19 protein-coding genes are annotated in these 17632 nt (G+C 66.8%); 8 read left to right on the top strand and 11 right to left on the bottom strand.

The features are described from left to right. On the top strand, positions 1 to 211 hold a 211-nt coding region (locus AAF184_19640; protein MEO0424560.1), incomplete at its 5' end, for a DEAD/DEAH box helicase. 1188 nt (positions 212 to 1399) lie between these two features. On the opposite strand, the gene AAF184_19645 is transcribed toward AAF184_19640, so the two are convergent. Then, positions 1400 to 1762, bottom strand: coding sequence for a DUF3052 family protein (locus tag AAF184_19645; protein ID MEO0424561.1), 363 nt, complete (start codon positions 1760 to 1762; stop codon positions 1400 to 1402). A 322-nt stretch (positions 1763 to 2084) separates the two neighbouring features. On the opposite strand from AAF184_19645, the gene AAF184_19650 reads away from it, so the two are divergent. Then, the gene (locus AAF184_19650; GenBank protein MEO0424562.1) at positions 2085 to 3020 is read left to right on the top strand and encodes a hypothetical protein; all 936 of its coding nucleotides are present in this window, start codon (positions 2085 to 2087) and stop codon (positions 3018 to 3020) included. An 11-nt stretch (positions 3021 to 3031) separates the two neighbouring features. Here the strand turns inward: AAF184_19650 and AAF184_19655 are convergent, their stop codons facing one another. Together AAF184_19655 and AAF184_19660 are read right to left on the bottom strand one after the other, a co-directional pair. Next, positions 3032 to 3388: a hypothetical protein gene (locus AAF184_19655; protein ID MEO0424563.1), complete on the bottom strand. Its 357-nt coding sequence runs from the start codon at positions 3386 to 3388 to the stop codon at positions 3032 to 3034. Positions 3389 to 3466: 78 nt separating this feature from the next. Continuing rightward, entirely contained in the window at positions 3467 to 3895 is a 429-nt protein-coding gene (locus AAF184_19660; GenBank protein MEO0424564.1) for a GNAT family N-acetyltransferase, read from the bottom strand. A 131-nt stretch (positions 3896 to 4026) separates the two neighbouring features. On the opposite strand from AAF184_19660, the gene AAF184_19665 reads away from it, so the two are divergent. Together AAF184_19665 and paaK are read left to right on the top strand one after the other, a co-directional pair. Beyond that, entirely contained in the window at positions 4027 to 4668 is a 642-nt protein-coding gene (locus AAF184_19665; GenBank protein ID MEO0424565.1) for a TetR/AcrR family transcriptional regulator, read from the top strand. A 12-nt stretch (positions 4669 to 4680) separates the two neighbouring features. Beyond that, the gene (gene paaK / locus AAF184_19670) at positions 4681 to 5979 is read left to right on the top strand and encodes a phenylacetate--CoA ligase PaaK (protein MEO0424566.1); all 1299 of its coding nucleotides are present in this window, start codon (positions 4681 to 4683) and stop codon (positions 5977 to 5979) included. A 30-nt stretch (positions 5980 to 6009) separates the two neighbouring features. On the opposite strand, the gene AAF184_19675 is transcribed toward paaK, so the two are convergent. Then, on the bottom strand, positions 6010 to 6354 hold the full coding sequence (locus AAF184_19675) for a hypothetical protein (protein ID MEO0424567.1): 345 nt from the start codon (positions 6352 to 6354) through the stop codon (positions 6010 to 6012). Between AAF184_19675 and soxR the strand changes: the two genes are divergently transcribed. Next, positions 6353 to 6844, top strand: coding sequence for a redox-sensitive transcriptional activator SoxR (gene soxR, locus AAF184_19680; protein ID MEO0424568.1), 492 nt, complete (start codon positions 6353 to 6355; stop codon positions 6842 to 6844). The genes AAF184_19675 and soxR overlap by 2 nt on opposite strands. A 2-nt stretch (positions 6845 to 6846) precedes the next feature. Here soxR and AAF184_19685 read toward each other — a convergent pair whose 3' ends face one another. From AAF184_19685 to AAF184_19700, 4 genes are all read right to left on the bottom strand, one after another. Continuing rightward, positions 6847 to 7902, bottom strand: coding sequence for a coproporphyrinogen III oxidase (locus tag AAF184_19685; protein ID MEO0424569.1), 1056 nt, complete (start codon positions 7900 to 7902; stop codon positions 6847 to 6849). Between the two features lie 74 nt (positions 7903 to 7976). After that, entirely contained in the window at positions 7977 to 9728 is a 1752-nt protein-coding gene (locus AAF184_19690) for an isocitrate/isopropylmalate family dehydrogenase (protein ID MEO0424570.1), read from the bottom strand. 132 nt (positions 9729 to 9860) lie between these two features. Next, positions 9861 to 10250 (bottom strand): hypothetical protein, encoded by a 390-nt coding sequence (locus AAF184_19695; GenBank protein MEO0424571.1) that lies wholly within the window; start codon positions 10248 to 10250, stop codon positions 9861 to 9863. 8 nt (positions 10251 to 10258) lie between these two features. Next, on the bottom strand, positions 10259 to 10726 hold the full coding sequence (locus AAF184_19700; GenBank protein ID MEO0424572.1) for a DUF302 domain-containing protein: 468 nt from the start codon (positions 10724 to 10726) through the stop codon (positions 10259 to 10261). Between the two features lie 155 nt (positions 10727 to 10881). On the opposite strand from AAF184_19700, the gene AAF184_19705 reads away from it, so the two are divergent. After that, positions 10882 to 12828, top strand: a complete 1947-nt coding sequence (locus AAF184_19705) for a cation:proton antiporter (GenBank protein MEO0424573.1) — start codon at positions 10882 to 10884, stop codon at positions 12826 to 12828. Next, a complete protein-coding gene (locus tag AAF184_19710; protein ID MEO0424574.1) occupies positions 12828 to 13496 on the top strand; it encodes an SH3 domain-containing protein in 669 nt (222 codons plus the stop codon). Before AAF184_19705 ends, AAF184_19710 begins: the two co-directional genes overlap by 1 nt. Positions 13497 to 13586: 90 nt before the next feature. On the opposite strand, the gene AAF184_19715 is transcribed toward AAF184_19710, so the two are convergent. Together AAF184_19715 and AAF184_19720 are read right to left on the bottom strand one after the other, a co-directional pair. Continuing rightward, positions 13587 to 15560, bottom strand: coding sequence for a hypothetical protein (locus tag AAF184_19715; protein ID MEO0424575.1), 1974 nt, complete (start codon positions 15558 to 15560; stop codon positions 13587 to 13589). 145 nt (positions 15561 to 15705) lie between these two features. Then, on the bottom strand, positions 15706 to 16584 hold the full coding sequence (locus AAF184_19720) for a 1-acyl-sn-glycerol-3-phosphate acyltransferase (GenBank protein ID MEO0424576.1): 879 nt from the start codon (positions 16582 to 16584) through the stop codon (positions 15706 to 15708). Between the two features lie 28 nt (positions 16585 to 16612). On the opposite strand from AAF184_19720, the gene AAF184_19725 reads away from it, so the two are divergent. Continuing rightward, on the top strand, positions 16613 to 17209 hold the full coding sequence (locus AAF184_19725; protein ID MEO0424577.1) for a gamma-glutamylcyclotransferase family protein: 597 nt from the start codon (positions 16613 to 16615) through the stop codon (positions 17207 to 17209). Between the two features lie 7 nt (positions 17210 to 17216). Here the strand turns inward: AAF184_19725 and AAF184_19730 are convergent, their stop codons facing one another. Then, a complete protein-coding gene (locus AAF184_19730) occupies positions 17217 to 17591 on the bottom strand; it encodes a DUF2237 domain-containing protein (GenBank protein MEO0424578.1) in 375 nt (124 codons plus the stop codon). Between the last annotated feature and the right edge of the window lie 41 nt (positions 17592 to 17632).

The following is a 17632-nucleotide window of genomic DNA, read 5'->3' on the forward strand; positions in this document are numbered from 1 at the left end:
GAATCCCGCGATTCAAGCCCAGGCCACCGACCGCGCCTATCGCATCGGGCAGACCCGGCCGGTCTTCGCTTACAACCTCGTTGTGGCGGGGAGCGTCGAAGAGCGCATCATGCGATGGACCGAACCAAAACCGAGTGAGCGAGATGGGGGAAGATCGAGAGTTCAGAGGCATCAGGAAGGGCTGACTTCTTCCTTGCGCGTCAGACAATGACAAGTGCTGAAATACCAACAAGGAAGGTGCGCAGACAAAGGGGATTGGGGTCAATCTGCTTCTTGGGGGTCATCAAGTTGGGCACGAGCACGGGCGGTCGACCTCGGACTGCAATCCATGCGCCATTTGGGCTGCCGCTCCACGAGGGGGAGGCGCAATGGCCCCGTGCGACAGCTTCGAATGCTGCTCTTCCGGCGCAGGCTTGCCTAACAATTCACGCGAAGATAGATACCTCGGCCCCCACCGCACGAACAGCGTTTCAACACTCGCCACTCAAGTCGACCGTAAACCTCCGACGCACGTGAGGCGACGCCCCCGTATCCCCTTGGCAAAACTTTTCGTGCGATCCTTTCTTCTGTGTCACTCATCTCCTGAAGCGCAGCACGATACACTCAGGACCGCATCGGCGTTCCGGTATGAGAGCTCAGAGACAGCACAGAGACAATCCGATGGGGGGCTTGGTACGGGGAAACGGGATCGGGACGACCGTCTGCCAGAAGAGGCAAGAGGAGAAGCAAAACAAGCAGAAGGAGAAAAAGGAGTAGAACGAGCCCGCACCTTCGACGTCGCCCATGGATTGTTGCCCTCCCGAGCGCTCGGGAACTCCGGCGCGAGCTCGATGTCCTGGGCCGGCCAAATCCGCTCCAGCAGCCGCCACAGCAAATGCAGCATCGCCGCCAAGAAGCAGCAAACCGCCTGCCCGAACATGCCGACCCTCCGGTACGCCTTCTCGAACGGAAAAGAAACAAAGAGGAAGGGACGGATCCAACGGTTAGGACAGGCCACACGCGAGGCGCAGAGGCACAGGGGGGCGACGTTTGGTCGTTACCGCGGCCCTGTTCACGCGGCGCTGACGCTGCACTTTCCACGCTGGACACGCTTGCAGCATGCCGGAGGGGCTCGAGAGAGTTGTCGGCGAGGCGGGGAGCTGCAAGTCCTAGTATGAAGAAGGCGGACAGCGGAGAAGGTCGTTTTCACGTCGACAAGCTGTTCGTCTCAACCTCCCGCGAAGAACGCGAGGTGCTCTTGCTTCGTTCGTTGCGAAAACTTTGCCACGAGTGCTCCGCAAACTTTAGCGCGCAGTCTCTGGAGGACTGCCACACAGGGTACGCAGGAAACATGTTGAGGACACCAAACGGTGCGTCGTTCCATTCCTACTGGCAGGGGCACGCATGGAGGCGGAAAACCTTAGCGCAGGGCCTTTAGGATCACCAGCTTCAGGCCGGACCAGGTCGCATCGACCGCGCACACCTTTACATCAACAAGGCCCATAGGTAAGGCCACCTCACGGACCACATCTTCGGTCACGTCGGTGGCCACGCCGGAGGCTCGCTTCGGCCAGGACACCCAGATCATGCCGTCACGGCGGATCTGCTCCATCGCCTTCGGCAGCAGCCGCTCCAGTTCGCGCCGCTGGCGCGTGAACAGATGCCAGAGGTCGATCTCCTGGCGAAAGCGCGCCGAGAACTGGACGCCTTCCGGGATCGGCGCCAGCAGGTCGGCGTAGTCCTCGGGGGCGTTGTGGGGGCGGACGCGACTGCCGGGCGTCATACCCAGCTTCTTCCATAGGGGGGTGCCTGAGTATCCGGCTGAGGGTTGGGGGCTCACAGCGGCCTCGCGTCGGCGACGTACACGGCCTTCGAACCTACCACAGGGCACACGCTGCCTCGATAGCGCCGAGGTGACGGCCGTTGTGACCGCACAACACCAAAGTAACCTTACCCTAGCGAGCCCGCTCGAACGGATTGATGCTGCGATACAACGATGCACGGAGCATCGATACGATGTACGCTTCGGGAAACAGCGAGCAGATTGAGATAGTTCGTTGCCTGTGCGCAACGCCCTGTCTAGCCCCAGGAAAGGAGACGCCCCCATGGCCCGATCAGCACCTTCCTTCGCGCGCCGATGCCGCATCGGCCTCCCCCTCGCCCTCCTACTCGGCCTCGCCGGTACGTCAGGTGCCACGCTTGCGGCCACCTACGAGCCCGCGGATCCCGAGGGCGGACGCCTCAAGCTAAGCAAGATGATCGAGAAGCCTGACGGCGCGCACTGGGACAACGGCACGGCCACGGTGAACTGCCAGGTGCTCGTCTCCAGCAAGGGCCGCGCCGATGGCCTCAAGTGCGGCCTCTACCAGCCCTTCGAAGACGGCCAGGCGGATCGCCTCGTGGCCGCCACCTACCATGGCCTGCGACGAGCGAAGTTCCGGCCCGCGCGTATCGATGGCCAGCCCGTCGACGTGGTGATGAGCGTGCGCGTCGTCGTGCGTTGCATCGGCCGGCGCTGCAAGGTGAGCAGCTACCCCAACCTGGGCCTGTTCGAAGACAAGTACGGCATCGACTACGTCGCGCCGCAAGAGATCGTCGATGGCAGGACCACCTGGTACGAACACCTGCTGGCGGACGAGGTATGTCGCACCGGCGATGCGATCAAAGAGGCCTGCGTGGACAAGGGTATCTTCCGCCTCAACCTCTACGTCGATGTCGACGACGACGGCACCCCCACCCTGGTCCGCCACACGAAGAACCCGATCACTGCCGATTCGGACATGATCATGGAAGCCGCGGAACGCGAGGTCGAAAAGATCCGCTACATCCCAGGCCAGGTCAGCGATGGGTCAACACCTATGACGGTGCTTAGCTCATCGCTGCATTACACCAACAACAAGGACATCCCGGCCAACATCTGCATCGAGCAACAGGAGATCGGCTGGCGCCTGCCCCGAACTACTTGCTACAACGCGCAGGAGTACGCACGGGTGACGGCGAGCCTGCAGATCATTAGCTGGCTGCCGATGGTCGGTGGATGAGGTAACGTCCGCTAGGGCGCTGCGCCGAAGGCCTTGACGCCGTCGAAAAACGCCATGGCACCGGCCACCGTGAGGCCTACGTAAGCCATCCCCACCACGATGGTGAAGCCGGTCGCGCCGGGGAAATCCCGGCGCCCGGTGATCAGCTGCAGCCAGAAGCCGCTCGATGACGGGGGCACGAGCTGCGCAATGGCCAGGAGCATGAAGCCGTTGCTGAAATTCAGAGCGGCGGCGCTGGCACCCCCCTCCGCCGTGCGCAAGACCCAGGCGATCACCGAGAAGATCACCACGGCCGCCAGGGTGGCGAGGGCTTGCACCGAAGTGCTGACGAGATCTTCGCGGATCTCCCCGGCTTGGTCCGATTGCATTCGCTGAAGCTCCTTGAGCGCGCGGCCTGGCGCTGGACGGACGCAGTGTACCCCTCGGGTGTCCCGACGTCCCCGCGCTCAGTCGCCGAGATCGAAGCTGTACATGACGGCGGGTGAGGCCTCCCCGCCGAGCGCCTCGTAGAAGCGGCGGGCGACGGCGTTGTCCGAATCGGCGAGCACCCACGCCTCGCGACACCCGAGGGCAACGGCGTGTTCGGCCAAGCAGTCGAGCAGTGCGCGGCCGATACCACGCCGCTGCATCGCTGGCGTCACGCCCACCTCGTTGATCCACAGTTCCGGCGGCTTGTCCGGATGCACGTAGTGTACCCCGGAGGCAAAGCCCACCACCTCCCCGGCGCACATGGCCACCGCCAGGTGATGGCGCGGATCGGTGAGGAATTCGTGCGTAAGTGGCGCGAAGGGCGGGCCGTCGAAGACGTCCTGCGCGATCCTCTGCAACACGGCCGCGTCGCTGGCCTCGAGCAAGCGCACTTCGATATCGGACACGGGCGGTCTCCTTCGCTGCCACCTGAGGACTAAGCTTGTCCCATTCTGTGCGTTCCTCGGCGGAGATCAAATTGATCGGCACCGCGCGTTCGATACCATAGGGCGATGGCACTGAATCCTAGGAGACCGTCGTGAGCCGACGGGCAGCACGTCCCGGGGCCGGCGTTTCCGCCAAAGGTGAGGAGCGCCTGAAGCAAATCCTCGAGGCGGCCAGATCCACCCTCATCGAAGAGGGCTACCACGGGCTCACCATGCGCGCCGTCGCCGATCGTTGCGGAATCACCGTTGGGAATCTCACCTACTACTACGCCACCAAGCAACACCTCCTGCGGGACTTGCTCACGCACGTGCGCCACCAGTACGAGCTGGCCTTCGAGGAGGTGCTGGCAGGGGTGCCGTCGGCGCCGAGAGATCAGCTCGAGGCGATCGTGCGCTACATCTTCTCCGACCTCGGCTCCCCGGAGACCACGGCCTTCTTCCCCGAGCTGTGGGCCATGGCCAACCACGACCAGGACGCCGCGCACTTCATGGACGAGATCTACCGCTGGGAACGCGAGGTGCTCGGCGAGAGCATCGCCGCGATGCGCCCGGATCTCAGCCGCGCCGTGGTGCGCCGCCTCGCCCTCTTCGCCTCGGCCACGATGGAGGGCCACACCATGTTCGTCGGCCACGGCAAGTCCCACGCGCGGCAACGGCGCGCAGCCGAAAACGTGGTGGTGAGCGCCATCATGCACGTGGTCGAGAACACGCCGCAGGCCGGCGGCAAGGCATAAGGAGGCCCGACCATGGTGACCCGCGTCGTCGACTCCAAGCGCCTCGACCCCATCGAGACGGCCAGCCTGGATGCCCTGCGTGGGCTCCAGCTCGAACGCCTGCAGGCCACCCTGCGCCACACCTACGCCAACGTCGCGCCCTTCCGCGAACGTTGCCAGGCGCAGCAGATCCATCCGGATGATCTGCGCCAGCTCGAAGACCTGGCGCGCTTTCCCTTCACCACCAAGGCGGACCTGCGCGAGCACTACCCCTTCGGCCTCTTCGCCGTGGGGCGTGAGCAGGTGATCCGTCTGCACGCCTCGAGCGGGACCACCGGGCGGCCGACGGTGGTCGGCTACACCCAGCAGGACATCGATACCTGGGCCGACCTCGTCGCGCGGTCCATCCGCGCCAGTGGTGGTGAGGCCGGAGATCGCATCCACGTGGCCTACGGCTACGGCTTGTTTACGGGCGGCTTAGGCGCTCACTACGGTGCCGAGCGTCTCGGTGCCACCGTGATCCCCATGTCGGGCGGGCAAACGCCGCGCCAGGTGCAGCTGATCGGTGACTTCGAGCCCGACATCATCATGTGCACACCCTCGTACCTGTTGAACATCGCCGACGAGTTCGAACGTCAGGGCAAGGCCATGCCGTCATCGACACTACAGGTAGGCATCCTCGGCGCCGAGCCTTGGGGCGAACCCATGCGCCAACAGCTCGAGGCCCGCGCCGGCCTGGAGGCGATCGACATCTACGGCCTGTCGGAGGTGATCGGCCCCGGGGTGGCGAACGAGTGCATCGAGTCCAAGGACGGCCCGGTCATCTGGGAGGATCACTTCTACCCCGAGGTGGTGGACCCGCAAACCGGTGTGCCGGTCGCCGACGGCGAGGTGGGCGAGCTCGTGTTCACCTCGCTCACCAAGCAGGCCCTACCGATCATCCGCTATCGCACGCGAGATCTCACCCGACTCCTACCGGGTACCTCGAGGACGATGCGCCGGATGGAGAAGATCACCGGGCGCTGCGACGACATGCTGATCATCCGCGGCGTGAACGTGTTCCCGAGCCAGATCGAGGAACGGGTGCTGGCCGTGCCTGGCCTCGCGCCTCACTACCAGCTGCACCTGCGGCGGGAAGGGGCGATGGATGTGCTGAGCGTGCACGTGGAGCCCGTGTCGCCCGCGGCCGCCAGCGACGACACCTTAGGCGCAAACCTCGCCGCCCAGATCAAGGACTACGTAGGCGTCTCCGCCGAAGTCCTGGTGCAGGCGCTGGGCAGCGTGCCGCGCTCGGAAGGCAAGGCGGTGCGTGTGGTGGATCATCGCGACTAGGGCCGGCAGCCGCGGCCGCTGACGGCGCCGCTAGGTGGCTTTGGTGCGCGTCTTGCCGCAGCGGCTGCAGCGTTCCGTGGTGACCAGCTTGCCCTGCTTGACGTCGAAGCGACGCTCCTTATCCACCACCCATCGATGCAGTCCACGGCTGCACAGGGTCTTGCCCTCGGACTGCTTCTTCCGAGACGGCTTCTTGAAGGGAAGGATGTCGGCCACCGCGTCACTCCACAGGAGAATGGGACCATTGTAGGCACGACGACCGCTGCCTGCAGCGGTGAACGTTTCGCCTAACTCGAGATGAGGATCGCGCCACCCTGGCGCTCGCCCCTCAGCGCCGGCATGCTGCTCCGGATCGAAGGTGAGGAATACGCCCATGGCCGAGCAGAAAGACGCGGACTCGCCGACACCGCGCCTACCGCCCCAGGACTGGCTGACGATAGGGGACGTGGCCGCCCGAACGGGCCTCGCCGTGTCCGCTATCCGCTACTACGAGGAGGAGGGCCTGGTGAACCCCGTACGCACCCACGGCAACCAAAGGCGCTACCGCCGCTCGGACGTGCGTCGCCTCTCCTTCATCATCATCGCCCAGCAGCTCGGCTTCGCCCTCGGTGACATCCGCGAACGCCTGAACGCCCTGCCCGACAGCCGCACGCCCACGCGCCGCGACTGGCAACGTATCAGCCGCGCCTTTCGCGACGACATCGACGCACGAATAGAGATCTTGAAACGCACCGCAGAGCGCCTGGACGGCTGCATCGGCTGCGGCTGCCTCTCCTTGAAGCACTGCCGCCTCTACAACCCCGACGACCGCGCCGCGGCTAAGGGGCCCGGCGCCCGCTGGCTCCTCGGCGAGCCCGACGAGTAGCCTCAGGCGGGTTGGTGGTTCGCCACCGTGGGCGGCACCACATCGCCCGCGGCCTGCATGTCGAGCGCCTTGGGGTGGTGCTGGTAGTGACGCCTAACGGCGGCCGCCAGCTTCTGCTTGCGTGACTCATCCACTGGGCAGACACCCGCGTCCTGGCCGAGGGCTTCGATCAAGCTGCGCAGCAAGCCATCCTGCGGCGGCGACATACGTGCGATCCAGGAGGACAGCAGGCCCGCATCCACGAACGGCGGCAGGGAACCCATGATGCCCACATCGTTCTGGTCGTGGACCAGCAGGCCGCTGGTGGTGCCGCGATCCAGGGTCAGCACCTGGAAGAGGTACACCGTGTGGTAGGCCAGCTGAGCAGCACGCTGCTCGGTGGTGGGCTCGGCCGACCTTCCCAGGGCATCTCCCAGGATGGCGAGGTAGCTGTCGATGGCTGCCTCCCCGACCCCCTGGGCGAGGGCCACATCGGCGGCCGGATCGTCCGTGAAGTAGTGCTCGAGGTAGAAGTGCGCGACGCCGCGATGGCGTTCGAGGGCCGGGATATAGAAGTAGCGCTCGCCCTGGGCCTTGGCGCCTTCGAACTCCTCCGGCGCCGCCGTCTCGAGCGCCTGCAGGAAGCGCCCCGTGTCGTCCGCGTGGGGGTGGGACGGATTGAGGTCCGCCATCACGCGCCAGTACGCGGCCCCGTCCTTGCGCTCGGTGAAGCTCACGTGAATGTGCACGGAGGGCGCGAGCGGGTGGCGCGGGTGGATGATGGTGGAGATGGCATTGGCCGAGCCGAGCTGCTTCTCGGGCGTGTCGTCGTAGTGCACCTGGGAGACGTTGACCGAGCCGCGCCAGAAGACATCGCCCTCGCCCGTCTCGTAGCGCTCACCGCCACCGTGACGCCCCTCATCGCGCAGCCAATCGACGGCACTGAAGCGCTGACCGCTGCCGCGGGCTGCCGCCAGAGCTTCCAGGCCGGCGACGAACCGCTGTTGCAGCCCCTGCACCGTGGCCAAGGCCGCTGCCGCCGCGCCCGAGCGCGCGGTCACCTGCTTCTCGCTGTTCATCGAATGACGTCCCCTGCTCACGAATCGGCCCATTGTCGCTGGCGAGGCGCCAGCCACCCCATTTCGGAAAACCCCTACACGGAATCCGACTGCTCGAGGCGCGCTTCGATGGCGTCGAGAAAGCCCTGCATGTCCACCAGCTGCTCGCGATCGGGGGCGTTGGTCTTGCCGCGCAGATCGGGCGTCACGATGTAGTCGCCCACCGTGTCGATCAGGGCCTGCTTGAGCTGCTTGGCGTAGGCGCTGAGCGGCTCGTTGTGGTCGCGGTCGGCGCGGGTTTGCAGGGCGTTGGCCACGGCAAAGATCAGGGCGGAGGAGTTGAAGTGCGCCTCCTTGCCCTCGCTTTCCACGTAGCGCAGGAAGAGGTCGTGGGCCGTGCCGTGGGGCGCCTCGAAGAGCATGGTGCCGTCGTTGCTCTCTATGATGGAACTCGCCGTGGCGAGGCTGCCGCCGAGGGCTGCGGAGATGTCCGAGAAGATGTCGCCGTCGAGGTTCTGCGCCGGGTAGAGGGCGTTGCGCGGTGGGTCGGTGATCATCTTCGTCAGCTGGCGCGACGGGCGCATGATCATGAAGGACGGCATGCGCGTGCCATGGGCGGCCAGCTCCTTGCGCACCTCGGCGATGACGGTGCTGAAGACGTCGTCGTACTCCATGTACTCGCGCTTGAGGCCGAAGTAGACCTCCTTGTCCTTGCGCGAGGCATCGCGGAAGACCTGCGTCACCCAGTCCTTGATCGCCTCGCGATCGTTGTGCATGAGCAGAATGGGGTCGCCCTGGCGCACCTTGCGCGCGTGCTTCTCCACCCCGTCGATGACCACCTTGATCATGCCGTCTTCAGGGGCTGCGGCATTGAAGCTGCCGTACTGATCACCGCCGCCCGCGCTCATGCGCGAGATCGAGACGTGCGCCTCGCGCTGGGGAATGCCGAAGCGCTTCAGGCGGGTCACGAGCTTGTAGAGCTTGCGCCCCGTGGTGTTGTCGGGCACGCCCCACAGGGCGCGCTCCGGGGGGTTGGCCACGATGCGCGCAGCTTGCGCATCGATGAGCTCGTAATAGTAGGACAGGCCGGCGGCCGCCAGACGATCCTTGTAGTGCTCCTCGTAGATCTCCTCGATCGCCGCGCGCATGACACCGTCGTAGCCCGGGATCACCGTGTCCTTGAGGCCGAGGTAGACATCGCGCTTCTCATCGAGAGCCCGAGCGAAGAAGCGATGCGCCCATGCGCGCACCTCATCCATGTCATTGCTGGCGATCAGCCAGGGGTCACCGCGCCAGATGTCACGCCGGTGCAGCTCCACGGGATCACCGCCCGCGCCCACGAAGAGCAGCTTGACCACACCAGACACCTCGGAGAGGCCGTTGGCGCTGTCCTTGATACCCCCCGTCTCCATCGTATCCACTTCGATGTCGCGCCCCACCCAACCGGGGCGGCTGATCTCGATGTTGTGGAAGAGGATGTCCTCGCGCGTGATGTTGCCGCCGATGCCCTTGCGGATGGCGCCGTTGGGTGAGCGCGTGGCGAGGCGATGGAGGGACCCTTCCTGTACGTGCGGGTGCTTGGCGAGGAGCTCGTCCAGCTGGCGCCGGTTGACGGTCATACCCGCGTTCTTCACGCCGACACCGCACTGCTTCAGGGCATCGATGGCCTCGGTGACCACCACACCGTTCGTGAGCAACCGATTCTCGGCGGAGAGATCGAACTCCACCAGGGGCATGGCCAGGCGCGAGGTGACGAACTGCTCCAGGATGCGTTCGAAGGCCACCTGGGCCATCTCGTCGCCGTGGAGGATTACCAGGGGGCCGGAAACCTCGATCTTCTCTGCCATGAATGCTCCAGTGGCCGCGACCGACGTGGAGGCCTGCGGCTAAGTGATCTCTTCGCTCAGGGGTGTTGGGCCCGCGCCAGGGACGCGGCCTTCAGGGGTGTCATGATACCGCATGGCGGAAAAAGCTGCCGCCTACAGGGCCTGCGCATCGCTCAGCTCTACCCTCGCCAGCGCCGCGTCCAGTCCGCGGCGCTGCAGGTCCAGGTAGGCCGCGAGCGTGGCGCAGCCGTTGTCCAGGAACCGGTGATAGGTGGCGCGGGGATCGAGCGCGATCGAGCGCCCGGCGGCCACGGCAGCGAGGTCCACCGCTGCCTGGCGCAGAGGGTTGGCCCGCCAGGCGTAGGCCCATCGCAGCAGGCGGGCGAGCGCCCGCACGGATGCCAGCACCACCCAGTCCGGCGCGACCCGGGAAAGGCCGTGAAGCAGGGGCAGGCGCGTTCTTGACGGCCCGGCCGCTGACGGCGGCCCACCGCCGGCGGCCGCTCTGGTGCCCTTGGGTGGCCGCTCGCCAGCGGCGCCCATGCGGTGGCCTACGGCGCGGCGGCAGCCGCCGTGAAGCCGGCCAAGGCCTTGCTCATGCGCTTGACCACCTCATCGCGATCGCCGATGTGATGGCGCGCCGCGAGGGCGGCGGGCGCGGTGTAGGCCAGGTGGACGGTGCCGTGCGCATCTTCGTAGGCCACCACCCGGATCGGCAGATCCAGGCCGACGCTTTGCGCGCTGCTCATGAGCGCCGTCCCCACTTTGGGGTTGCCGAAGATCAGCAGTTGCGTGGGCCGCAGGGACTTCTCCACCTTCGCCGCCCCGGCCGCGTGATCGATGCGCGCGAACACGGTGAAGCCCTTCTCACGCACGATCGCCTCCAGGCGATCGAGGGTCTCGGCGACCGAGTGGGCGCTCTCGCGCGTGACCAACGCCGCGTCGTGCGCAGCGAGGCTGACCTGGCCCGCGCCGAGCAGGACGCTGGCGGCACACAGGCTCATGATGAATCGACGCATAGTGAATTCCTTTGCAAGTGGTCGTGCGAGAGCGAGAGGATACCGGCTAGATATCACCGAGGCCTCCCGAGCGGTGCCGCCGGCCCGGGCCAGGGCGCCGGCCATGCCCTACACTTCGGCCCCTGTGCTGATGTGAAAGGTCGACTTCCTCGCCCATGACCGATTATCTGCTGCTGATCTTCCTCTTCCTCGGCGCCGGCGTACTCACCGTGCCCGTGGCCTCGCGCCTTGGCCTCGGCAGCGTCCTCGGCTACCTCATCGCCGGCATCGCCCTGAGCCCCCTGCTCCACGCCCTGGCGGTGGACGTGGTGGCGATTCAGCACTTTGCCGAGTTCGGGGTGGTGATGATGCTGTTCCTGGTCGGCCTGGAGTTGGAACCCGATCGCCTGTGGGCCATGCGCTCGCGCCTGCTGGGCTTGGGCGGGCTGCAGGTGCTGGGCACCACGGCCGTGATCACGGGCCTCACGATGGCCCTGGGCCTGCCGTGGTCGGTGGCCCTCGCGGTCGGGTTGGTGCTCTCGCTCTCCTCCACCGCCATCGTCCTGCAAACCCTGAACGAACGCGGCCTGATGAACTGCGAGGGGGGCCGGGCGTCCTTCTCCGTCCTGTTGTTTCAGGACATCGCCGTCATTCCCATGTTGGCGTTCATCCCCCTGCTCGCCCTGCCGGACCTGGCGCCCTCGGTGGAGGCAGCGATGGCGGCCGTGGGCGAGAGCGCGCCCCACGCCCCCGTCGCCAACGCCGAACACGGCGACGGCCACGAAGCGATGAGCCTGGTCGCGGGCCTTGCCGGATGGCAGCGCATGCTCGTGACCTTGGCGGCGATCGCCGGCGTGATCTTCATCGGCCGCCGGGTGACGCCGTACATCTTCCGGTTCATCGGCGTGGCACGCCTGCGTGAACTGTTCACGGCGGCCGCGCTGATGATCGTCGTCGCCATCGCCCTGCTCATGGCCCTGGTGGGACTCTCCCCCGCCCTCGGCACCTTCCTCGCCGGCGTGGTGCTCGCCGAGAGCGAATACCGCCACGAGCTCGAGGCGGACATCGATCCCTTCAAGGGCCTGCTCCTCGGCCTGTTCTTCATCACCGTCGGCGCCAACATCGACTTCGGCCTGTTCGCCGCCGAGTGGTCGATGGTGCTCGGACTCACCCTGTGCCTGATGCTAGCGAAGTTCGCCGTGCTGCAGGGCCTCGCCCAACTGTTCTCCCTGCGTGGCACCGATCGCTGGCTGCTCGCCTTCGGCCTCGCCCAGGCCGGCGAGTTCGGCTTCGTGCTGCTCGCCTTCACCGTGGCCAACGGCGTGATCCCCGACCTCCTGGCCGACCGCCTATTGCTGGTGGTAGCCCTGTCCATGCTGCTCACGCCCCTGCTGTTCATCCTCTACGACCGCCTCATCGTGCCGCGCTACGCTGCCGGCCAGGAGCAGGCGGCGGACGACATCGACCGGGACTGCGACATCATCGTGGCGGGCCACGGGCGCTTTGGCGGCATCGTCAACCGTATGCTGCGCGGCGCCGGCTTCGAAACCACCGTGGTGGACTACAGCTCCTCTCAGCTCGAGATGCTGCGCACCTTCGGTTTCGAGGTGTACTTCGGGGATGCCACGCGGCCCGACTTGCTGCACGCGGCGGGCATCGACAAGGCACGCCTGCTGGTAATCGCGATCGACAACAAGCAGCAGATCACCCAACTGACGCGCTATGTGATCGAGCACTACCCGAAGGTGCACGTGCTGGCGCGCGCGGTCGACCGGCTGCACGTGTACGACCTGTACAGCGTGGGCTGCCGCGACATCATCCGCGAGACCTACGACAGCTCCATCCGCGCCGGACGCTCGGCCTTCGAGGCGCTCGGGTTCTCCCACGAGGAAGCGGTGCGCATGGCGGGTGAATTCGAGACGGTGGACCGCCAGGCCATGCTGGAGGTGGCTCCGCTCTACGACATCAACATCCCGCCCATGGAGAACGCGCCCTACGTGCAGCGCGTGAAGGAACTGCGCGCGGGCTGGGAAGCGCAGCTGCGCGGGCGCATGAATCCGCCGAAGCCCACCGCGTCGGAAACCGCGGACGTGCCCGTGCCGCGTCCCGAGGAAGGCGCCTGATGGTGCGCGGGAGCGCCCTGGTGCTCGCCCTGGTGTTCTCGCTGACGATGGCGGTCGCGAGCGCGGCGCCGCGGCTCAAGCAAACCCTGTGGACCATTCGCACCTTCGAGGCCCCGCGCACGATCGTCCTGCGTGCGGGCCCCTCGCTGGAGGAGATGGAAGTGCGCGAACTGCGCGCCGGCGCCGTGCTGCGAGACCACGGTTGCGTGGACGTGGGCCCCGAGGACACCTGGTGTCGCGTCGCCCTCTACACCAACGCCCAGGTGCGCGGCTGGGTCCCCCGCTGGGCCCTGCGTGCAGCGACCAAGCAAGACCTCGAGCCACCGCGGCCGACCAACCGCCCGGCGCCCACGCCGCCGGCGCCAGACCGCGCTCTGCTCACCTACGACGCCATCGGTGCCGTGCCCTGCTCCTCACCCCGCGACGACGTGGGCGAGCGATGCGCCGCCCGCCTCGTGCGCGACGCCCGCGGCGCCACCCTGCTTCTCGCCAGTCCCGCCGAAACCAACCAGCATGCGATGCACGTGCTGCGCTACGAGGACGGCGAGTTCCGCGCCCGCGACGGCACCTTCACCTGGGCTCTCGCGGAGGGGGATGGGCGTTGGCGGGTCAGTATCGGCAATCGCGAGCACTACCTGATCGACGGCACCTGGCTGCGCGGTCGGTAGCACTCCCCGCGAGGCAAAAAAAAGCGCCCGATCCACCGCACGGGATCGGGCGCAACGGGGAGGCCCGGTCAGGCCTAGTTCAGCTGGCGCCTACAGCGCACTTGCCGGCGGGCGCAGCACCACCACGAGGCTGCGCGCCTCCAGGGTGGTGGCGAGCGGGGCGTAGGCCCCGGCCGCCGTGATACTGCGGACCAGCGTCGTGCCATCCAGGGCCAGGGCGAGCGCCTCGGAGAAGGCCGCGAAGTCCTCGAACATCTCCGTGCTGTCGCCATTGACGATCGCGTAGCGACTCGGCTCGTCGGCCGGCACCAGCATCGGCAGGATCTGCGGCGCCCCGAGAGGTACGCGCAGACCCGGTACGCGGATCCGACCACGCTCGAGGGCCTCAGCGTTGAGCGCGACACCATCCGCGCCGATGCTGGAGAACGCCTGATCGGCGAGCCGCGGGTTGAAGATGAAGCGGAACACCGCGCGCAGATCTTCGAACTGCACCGTGGTGAAGGCCTCAAAGTCCGGCGGCGCTTCGCCAAAGGCGTTCACATAGCCGAACACACGCGCCGCGCCACCGACCGGTGCATCAGCGCCCAAGCCGTTGGTGTCGATCTCGTAGGCGGTGGGGTCGGCATCGAACTCCGGCGCCAGGCCCGTGCCCGCGAAGTCGAAGACGTCGGCCCCGCGGGTGTTCATGAAGGCCAGGTCCAGGGTGAGCAGGCCGGCCTGGTTGTCGGCCACGATGCCCGACACCTGGGAGCGCAGGAGTTGCACGCGTCCTTCGGTCGCATCCACTTCGAGCGGCGGCAGGATCAGCGGGGCGGCGGGATCGATCTCGCCATCGTCGCCGTCGTCCTCCTCCACCACCGGCACGTTGGCCACTCCGAAGATACGCACCTGCTGGCCCACGGAGATAGCGCTGGTGGTCAACCCGTCGATGGGATCGACCGGCCGCGTCACTTCCGTGGCCGGGCCCACGGTCACGGTGACCGAGTCGAAGAACGCGTTCGGCTCTTCGCCGGAGCGGACCACCGTGGCACCGCGCACGGTGAGCTCATCGCCGGCACGGGCGACGACCGTGCCCACCACCGTATCGCTCTCGATGCCCGGTACGCTGCTGCCGGCGAGGACGCTCTGCGCCGTAAAGGCCGCCTCGCTGGTCGAGAGCACACCGAAGGCTACCGTTAGGGTGTCCTCGGGCAGGGCGGCCAACGCGGCGAGCCCGTCAGCGCCGGTAAACAGCTCCCCGTCGATGTCGTAGGTGGTCTCGTCCGTCACGCGCACGGACACGTCACCGAAGCGACCATCGCCCCGTCCCAGGGGCCGCACGTCCACTTGGTAGGCGTTGCCCGTGCTGTCCACCGCTTCGAGAACGCCGCGCACGCGCAGCTCCTTCTCCTCGATGGGGTTCACCTCGGCGAGCAGCACCGGCTGTACCGTCACCACCGGCGGCGAGGCCTCCGCGTCCACCTCGTTGGAGGACTCGAGGTCAAAGTCGAGGGCCAGCAGCGCCGTGCGACCAGCGGCGATGGAGAACTGCGTCCGGTCGCCGCTCAGGGCAACGTCGATGGTGGCCTGCGTGAGGGCGTTACCCTCGGCGTCCACCACGTTCGCCATCACGGCCTGGCCGTCCTGCTCCACCACGATCTCGGCCTTGGTGAAGTCCAGGGTCATCGAGCCCCCCACGTAGGTGCCTGGCGGCAGGCGCGGAGCGCCGAGCAACTCGGAGAGCTCCACGTAGTCGGCGAAGTCGATACGCGTGGTGGCGGGCAAGGTCTCTACGATGTCGCCGCCGGCGCGCTCGAGGCGCAGGGAGACGATGTCGACGGCGTAGCTCAGCACGTCGCCGTCAGCGTCGGTCACGGTGACCACGCCGACGCCGCAGCTATCGAAGGTGTCCGCATCGGCAGGGTCACAGGCGGCGACGGGCGTACCGCCATCGTCTCCCACCGGGCCCGGGTCCTCGAGGTTGGCGACACCGCCGCCGCCCCCACCGCCACAGCCGGCGGCGACCAGCAGACATCCTGCAGCCGCCAGCGTCGAAATCCATCGCAGCCTGTTCATGATCTTCATAGCAAACTCCGATCCGCAATGAGCGTTCGTTGATATCACGCCCCAGACAACGGATCGGTCAAGGCTCGGTTGACCCGAATAGCGAGAAAATCGAATCCCTGTCGCCTGGCCGCGACAGGTGACAAGTCATCGACTGGTCAAGGGTTTAGGGCTGGGCAGACCGGTAGGCGGGAGAGTCGAGAAAGGCGAGTTCGGGATTGTGCGGCAGGCCGAGCTCTACGTAGTCCTTCAGCGATGCGGTGAGCGCTTCGTTCGAGTCCTTCTCGAGGGCCCCTACGTCGACGCCCGGGCCGAGGTGCAGCGTGAACCGTCGCCCCGCTTTGTTCATGAACTCGTGAAACAACGTGATGTCCCGCAGCTCCTGCGACAGGCGGTGGAACAGATGGAACAGGAAGGAGTACGGCCCCGCTACGTGCAGGGGTACGAGGGGCACAGCGTGCTTGCGCGCGAGGGCCACCGCCGAGTGCTCCCAGGGCGGGTCCTGCAGACGGCCGTCGATGTGCTTGGACATCAACCCTGCAGCGAAGATCACCAGCACTTGCTCTTCCTGCAGCGCCTGGCGAGCCGTGCGCAAGGCCAGCTTGCTCGACCTAATGGTTCGCTTCGTCGCGGGCCATACCACGGGGATCAGGACATCATCGAAGCGAGGGCATATCCGCTGCGCATCCGCGTTGGCGAAGAAACGCAGATCCGAGCGTACGCGCTGCAGGGCGTCGTAGACGGCGATACCGTCCGCAATCCCCGTCGGATGGTTGCATACCACCACGCACGCCCCCTCGCTCGGCAAGTGGCTCAAGCCGTTGGCGATCACCTCGAGGTGCAGGAGCTCACTGATGTAATCGAGCGCCGCCTGGCCGCCGAGGGGCGCGATGGCATCGGCCATGCGACGCGCCTTGTGGTAACCGAAGAACGCATCGCGCAGGGGCCCGAGCAGTGGCCACCAGCGGCTGCGCAGCAGTTGCGGGGCGCGCTCGGTGAGCATCTGATCGATGATGTGAGCGTCTTCGGCGGTATCGACGGCCAAGCTCGAACTCCGTCCACTGGATGGCGTCATGGTAACGCTCGCTGGCCACCCGGTGGGCGAGCGGCGCCTGTGCGAAGATTGCGCGGTACATCGCGAACCTCAAGGCACGCGCCCGATGATCTACTTCGCCTACGGCTCCAACCTGCATCCTGAGCGCCTGCGTCGCCGAGTGCCCTCGCGCGAAGCCCTCGGCACCGCCACCCTCGACGGCCACACGCTCACCTTCACCAAGCGCGGTGCGGACGGGTCAGGCAAGTGCGCGATCCTGCCGGCCGACGATCCGCAGGCGCGGGTGTACGGGGTCCTGTATCGCATGGCGGCCGAGCACCGCCCGAGCCTCGACTACGCCGAAGGCGTGCACGGTGGGGGCTACGTGGCGGTCACGGTGGAGGTCATGCCGCTGCAGGGTGAGGCCGTCGACGCCTTTACCTACGTGCCACCGGATCACTTCATCGACCAAGCCCTGCGACCCTACGATTGGTACAAGGCCTTCGTCGTCCACGGCGCGCGCCACCACGCCCTGCCGGCCCAGTGGCTCTCCCAGCTCGATGCGGTGGCTGCAATGGCCGACCCTGACGCGCAACGCGCGGCGCTCAACGCGCGCATCCTCGCCGGCCTGCGCTGAGCACGGGTCAGGTGGTGAGGGCGTAGGTCTCGAGGATCTCCATCGGCACGATCTCGACCGCGCGCTGGTGGGTCGCGGCCAAATCCACCTTCGGCCCCGCATCCTCGTGCACGGCCTGCAGGAAGCGCGACGCGCACACGCACCACCGGTCGCCCGGCTTCAGGCCCGGAAACTGGTACTCGGGCCGCGGCGTGGAGAGGTCGTTACCGAGGTATTTCGATAGGGCGAGGAACTCTTCGGTCATCACCGCACACACGGTGTGACTGCCGGCGTCCTCGGCGCAGGTGTTGCACGTGCCGTCGCGGAAGAAGCCCGTGAGCGGATCATGAGAGCAGGGCTGCAGCGGCTCGCCGAGCACGTTGAGGGATGGAAGCTTGTCCACGGTGATCTCTCTCCTAGTGTCCTGTCCGGTTAGTTCGTTGA

Source organism: Pseudomonadota bacterium, assembly GCA_039815145.1.
Taxonomy (GTDB): domain Bacteria; phylum Pseudomonadota; class Gammaproteobacteria; order Steroidobacterales; family JBCBZW01; genus JBCBZW01.

What these genes read in the sequence shown, in the direction of transcription:
- AAF184_19645 (MEO0424561.1), bottom strand. Translation starts at nt 1,762, where the DNA reads ATGACGCCCGGCAGTCGCGTCCGCCCCCACAACGCCCCCGAGGACTAC.
- AAF184_19650 (MEO0424562.1), top strand. Translation starts at nt 2,085, where the DNA reads ATGGCCCGATCAGCACCTTCCTTCGCGCGCCGATGCCGCATCGGCCTC.
- AAF184_19655 (MEO0424563.1), bottom strand. Translation starts at nt 3,388, where the DNA reads ATGCAATCGGACCAAGCCGGGGAGATCCGCGAAGATCTCGTCAGCACT.
- paaK (MEO0424566.1), top strand. Translation starts at nt 4,681, where the DNA reads ATGGTGACCCGCGTCGTCGACTCCAAGCGCCTCGACCCCATCGAGACG.
- soxR (MEO0424568.1), top strand. Translation starts at nt 6,353, where the DNA reads ATGGCCGAGCAGAAAGACGCGGACTCGCCGACACCGCGCCTACCGCCC.
- AAF184_19675 (MEO0424567.1), bottom strand. Translation starts at nt 6,354, where the DNA reads ATGGGCGTATTCCTCACCTTCGATCCGGAGCAGCATGCCGGCGCTGAG.
- AAF184_19685 (MEO0424569.1), bottom strand. Translation starts at nt 7,902, where the DNA reads ATGAACAGCGAGAAGCAGGTGACCGCGCGCTCGGGCGCGGCGGCAGCG.
- AAF184_19690 (MEO0424570.1), bottom strand. Translation starts at nt 9,728, where the DNA reads ATGGCAGAGAAGATCGAGGTTTCCGGCCCCCTGGTAATCCTCCACGGC.
- AAF184_19695 (MEO0424571.1), bottom strand. Translation starts at nt 10,250, where the DNA reads ATGGGCGCCGCTGGCGAGCGGCCACCCAAGGGCACCAGAGCGGCCGCC.
- AAF184_19700 (MEO0424572.1), bottom strand. Translation starts at nt 10,726, where the DNA reads ATGCGTCGATTCATCATGAGCCTGTGTGCCGCCAGCGTCCTGCTCGGC.
- AAF184_19705 (MEO0424573.1), top strand. Translation starts at nt 10,882, where the DNA reads ATGACCGATTATCTGCTGCTGATCTTCCTCTTCCTCGGCGCCGGCGTA.
- AAF184_19710 (MEO0424574.1), top strand. Translation starts at nt 12,828, where the DNA reads ATGGTGCGCGGGAGCGCCCTGGTGCTCGCCCTGGTGTTCTCGCTGACG.
- AAF184_19715 (MEO0424575.1), bottom strand. Translation starts at nt 15,560, where the DNA reads ATGAAGATCATGAACAGGCTGCGATGGATTTCGACGCTGGCGGCTGCA.
- AAF184_19725 (MEO0424577.1), top strand. Translation starts at nt 16,613, where the DNA reads ATGGTAACGCTCGCTGGCCACCCGGTGGGCGAGCGGCGCCTGTGCGAA.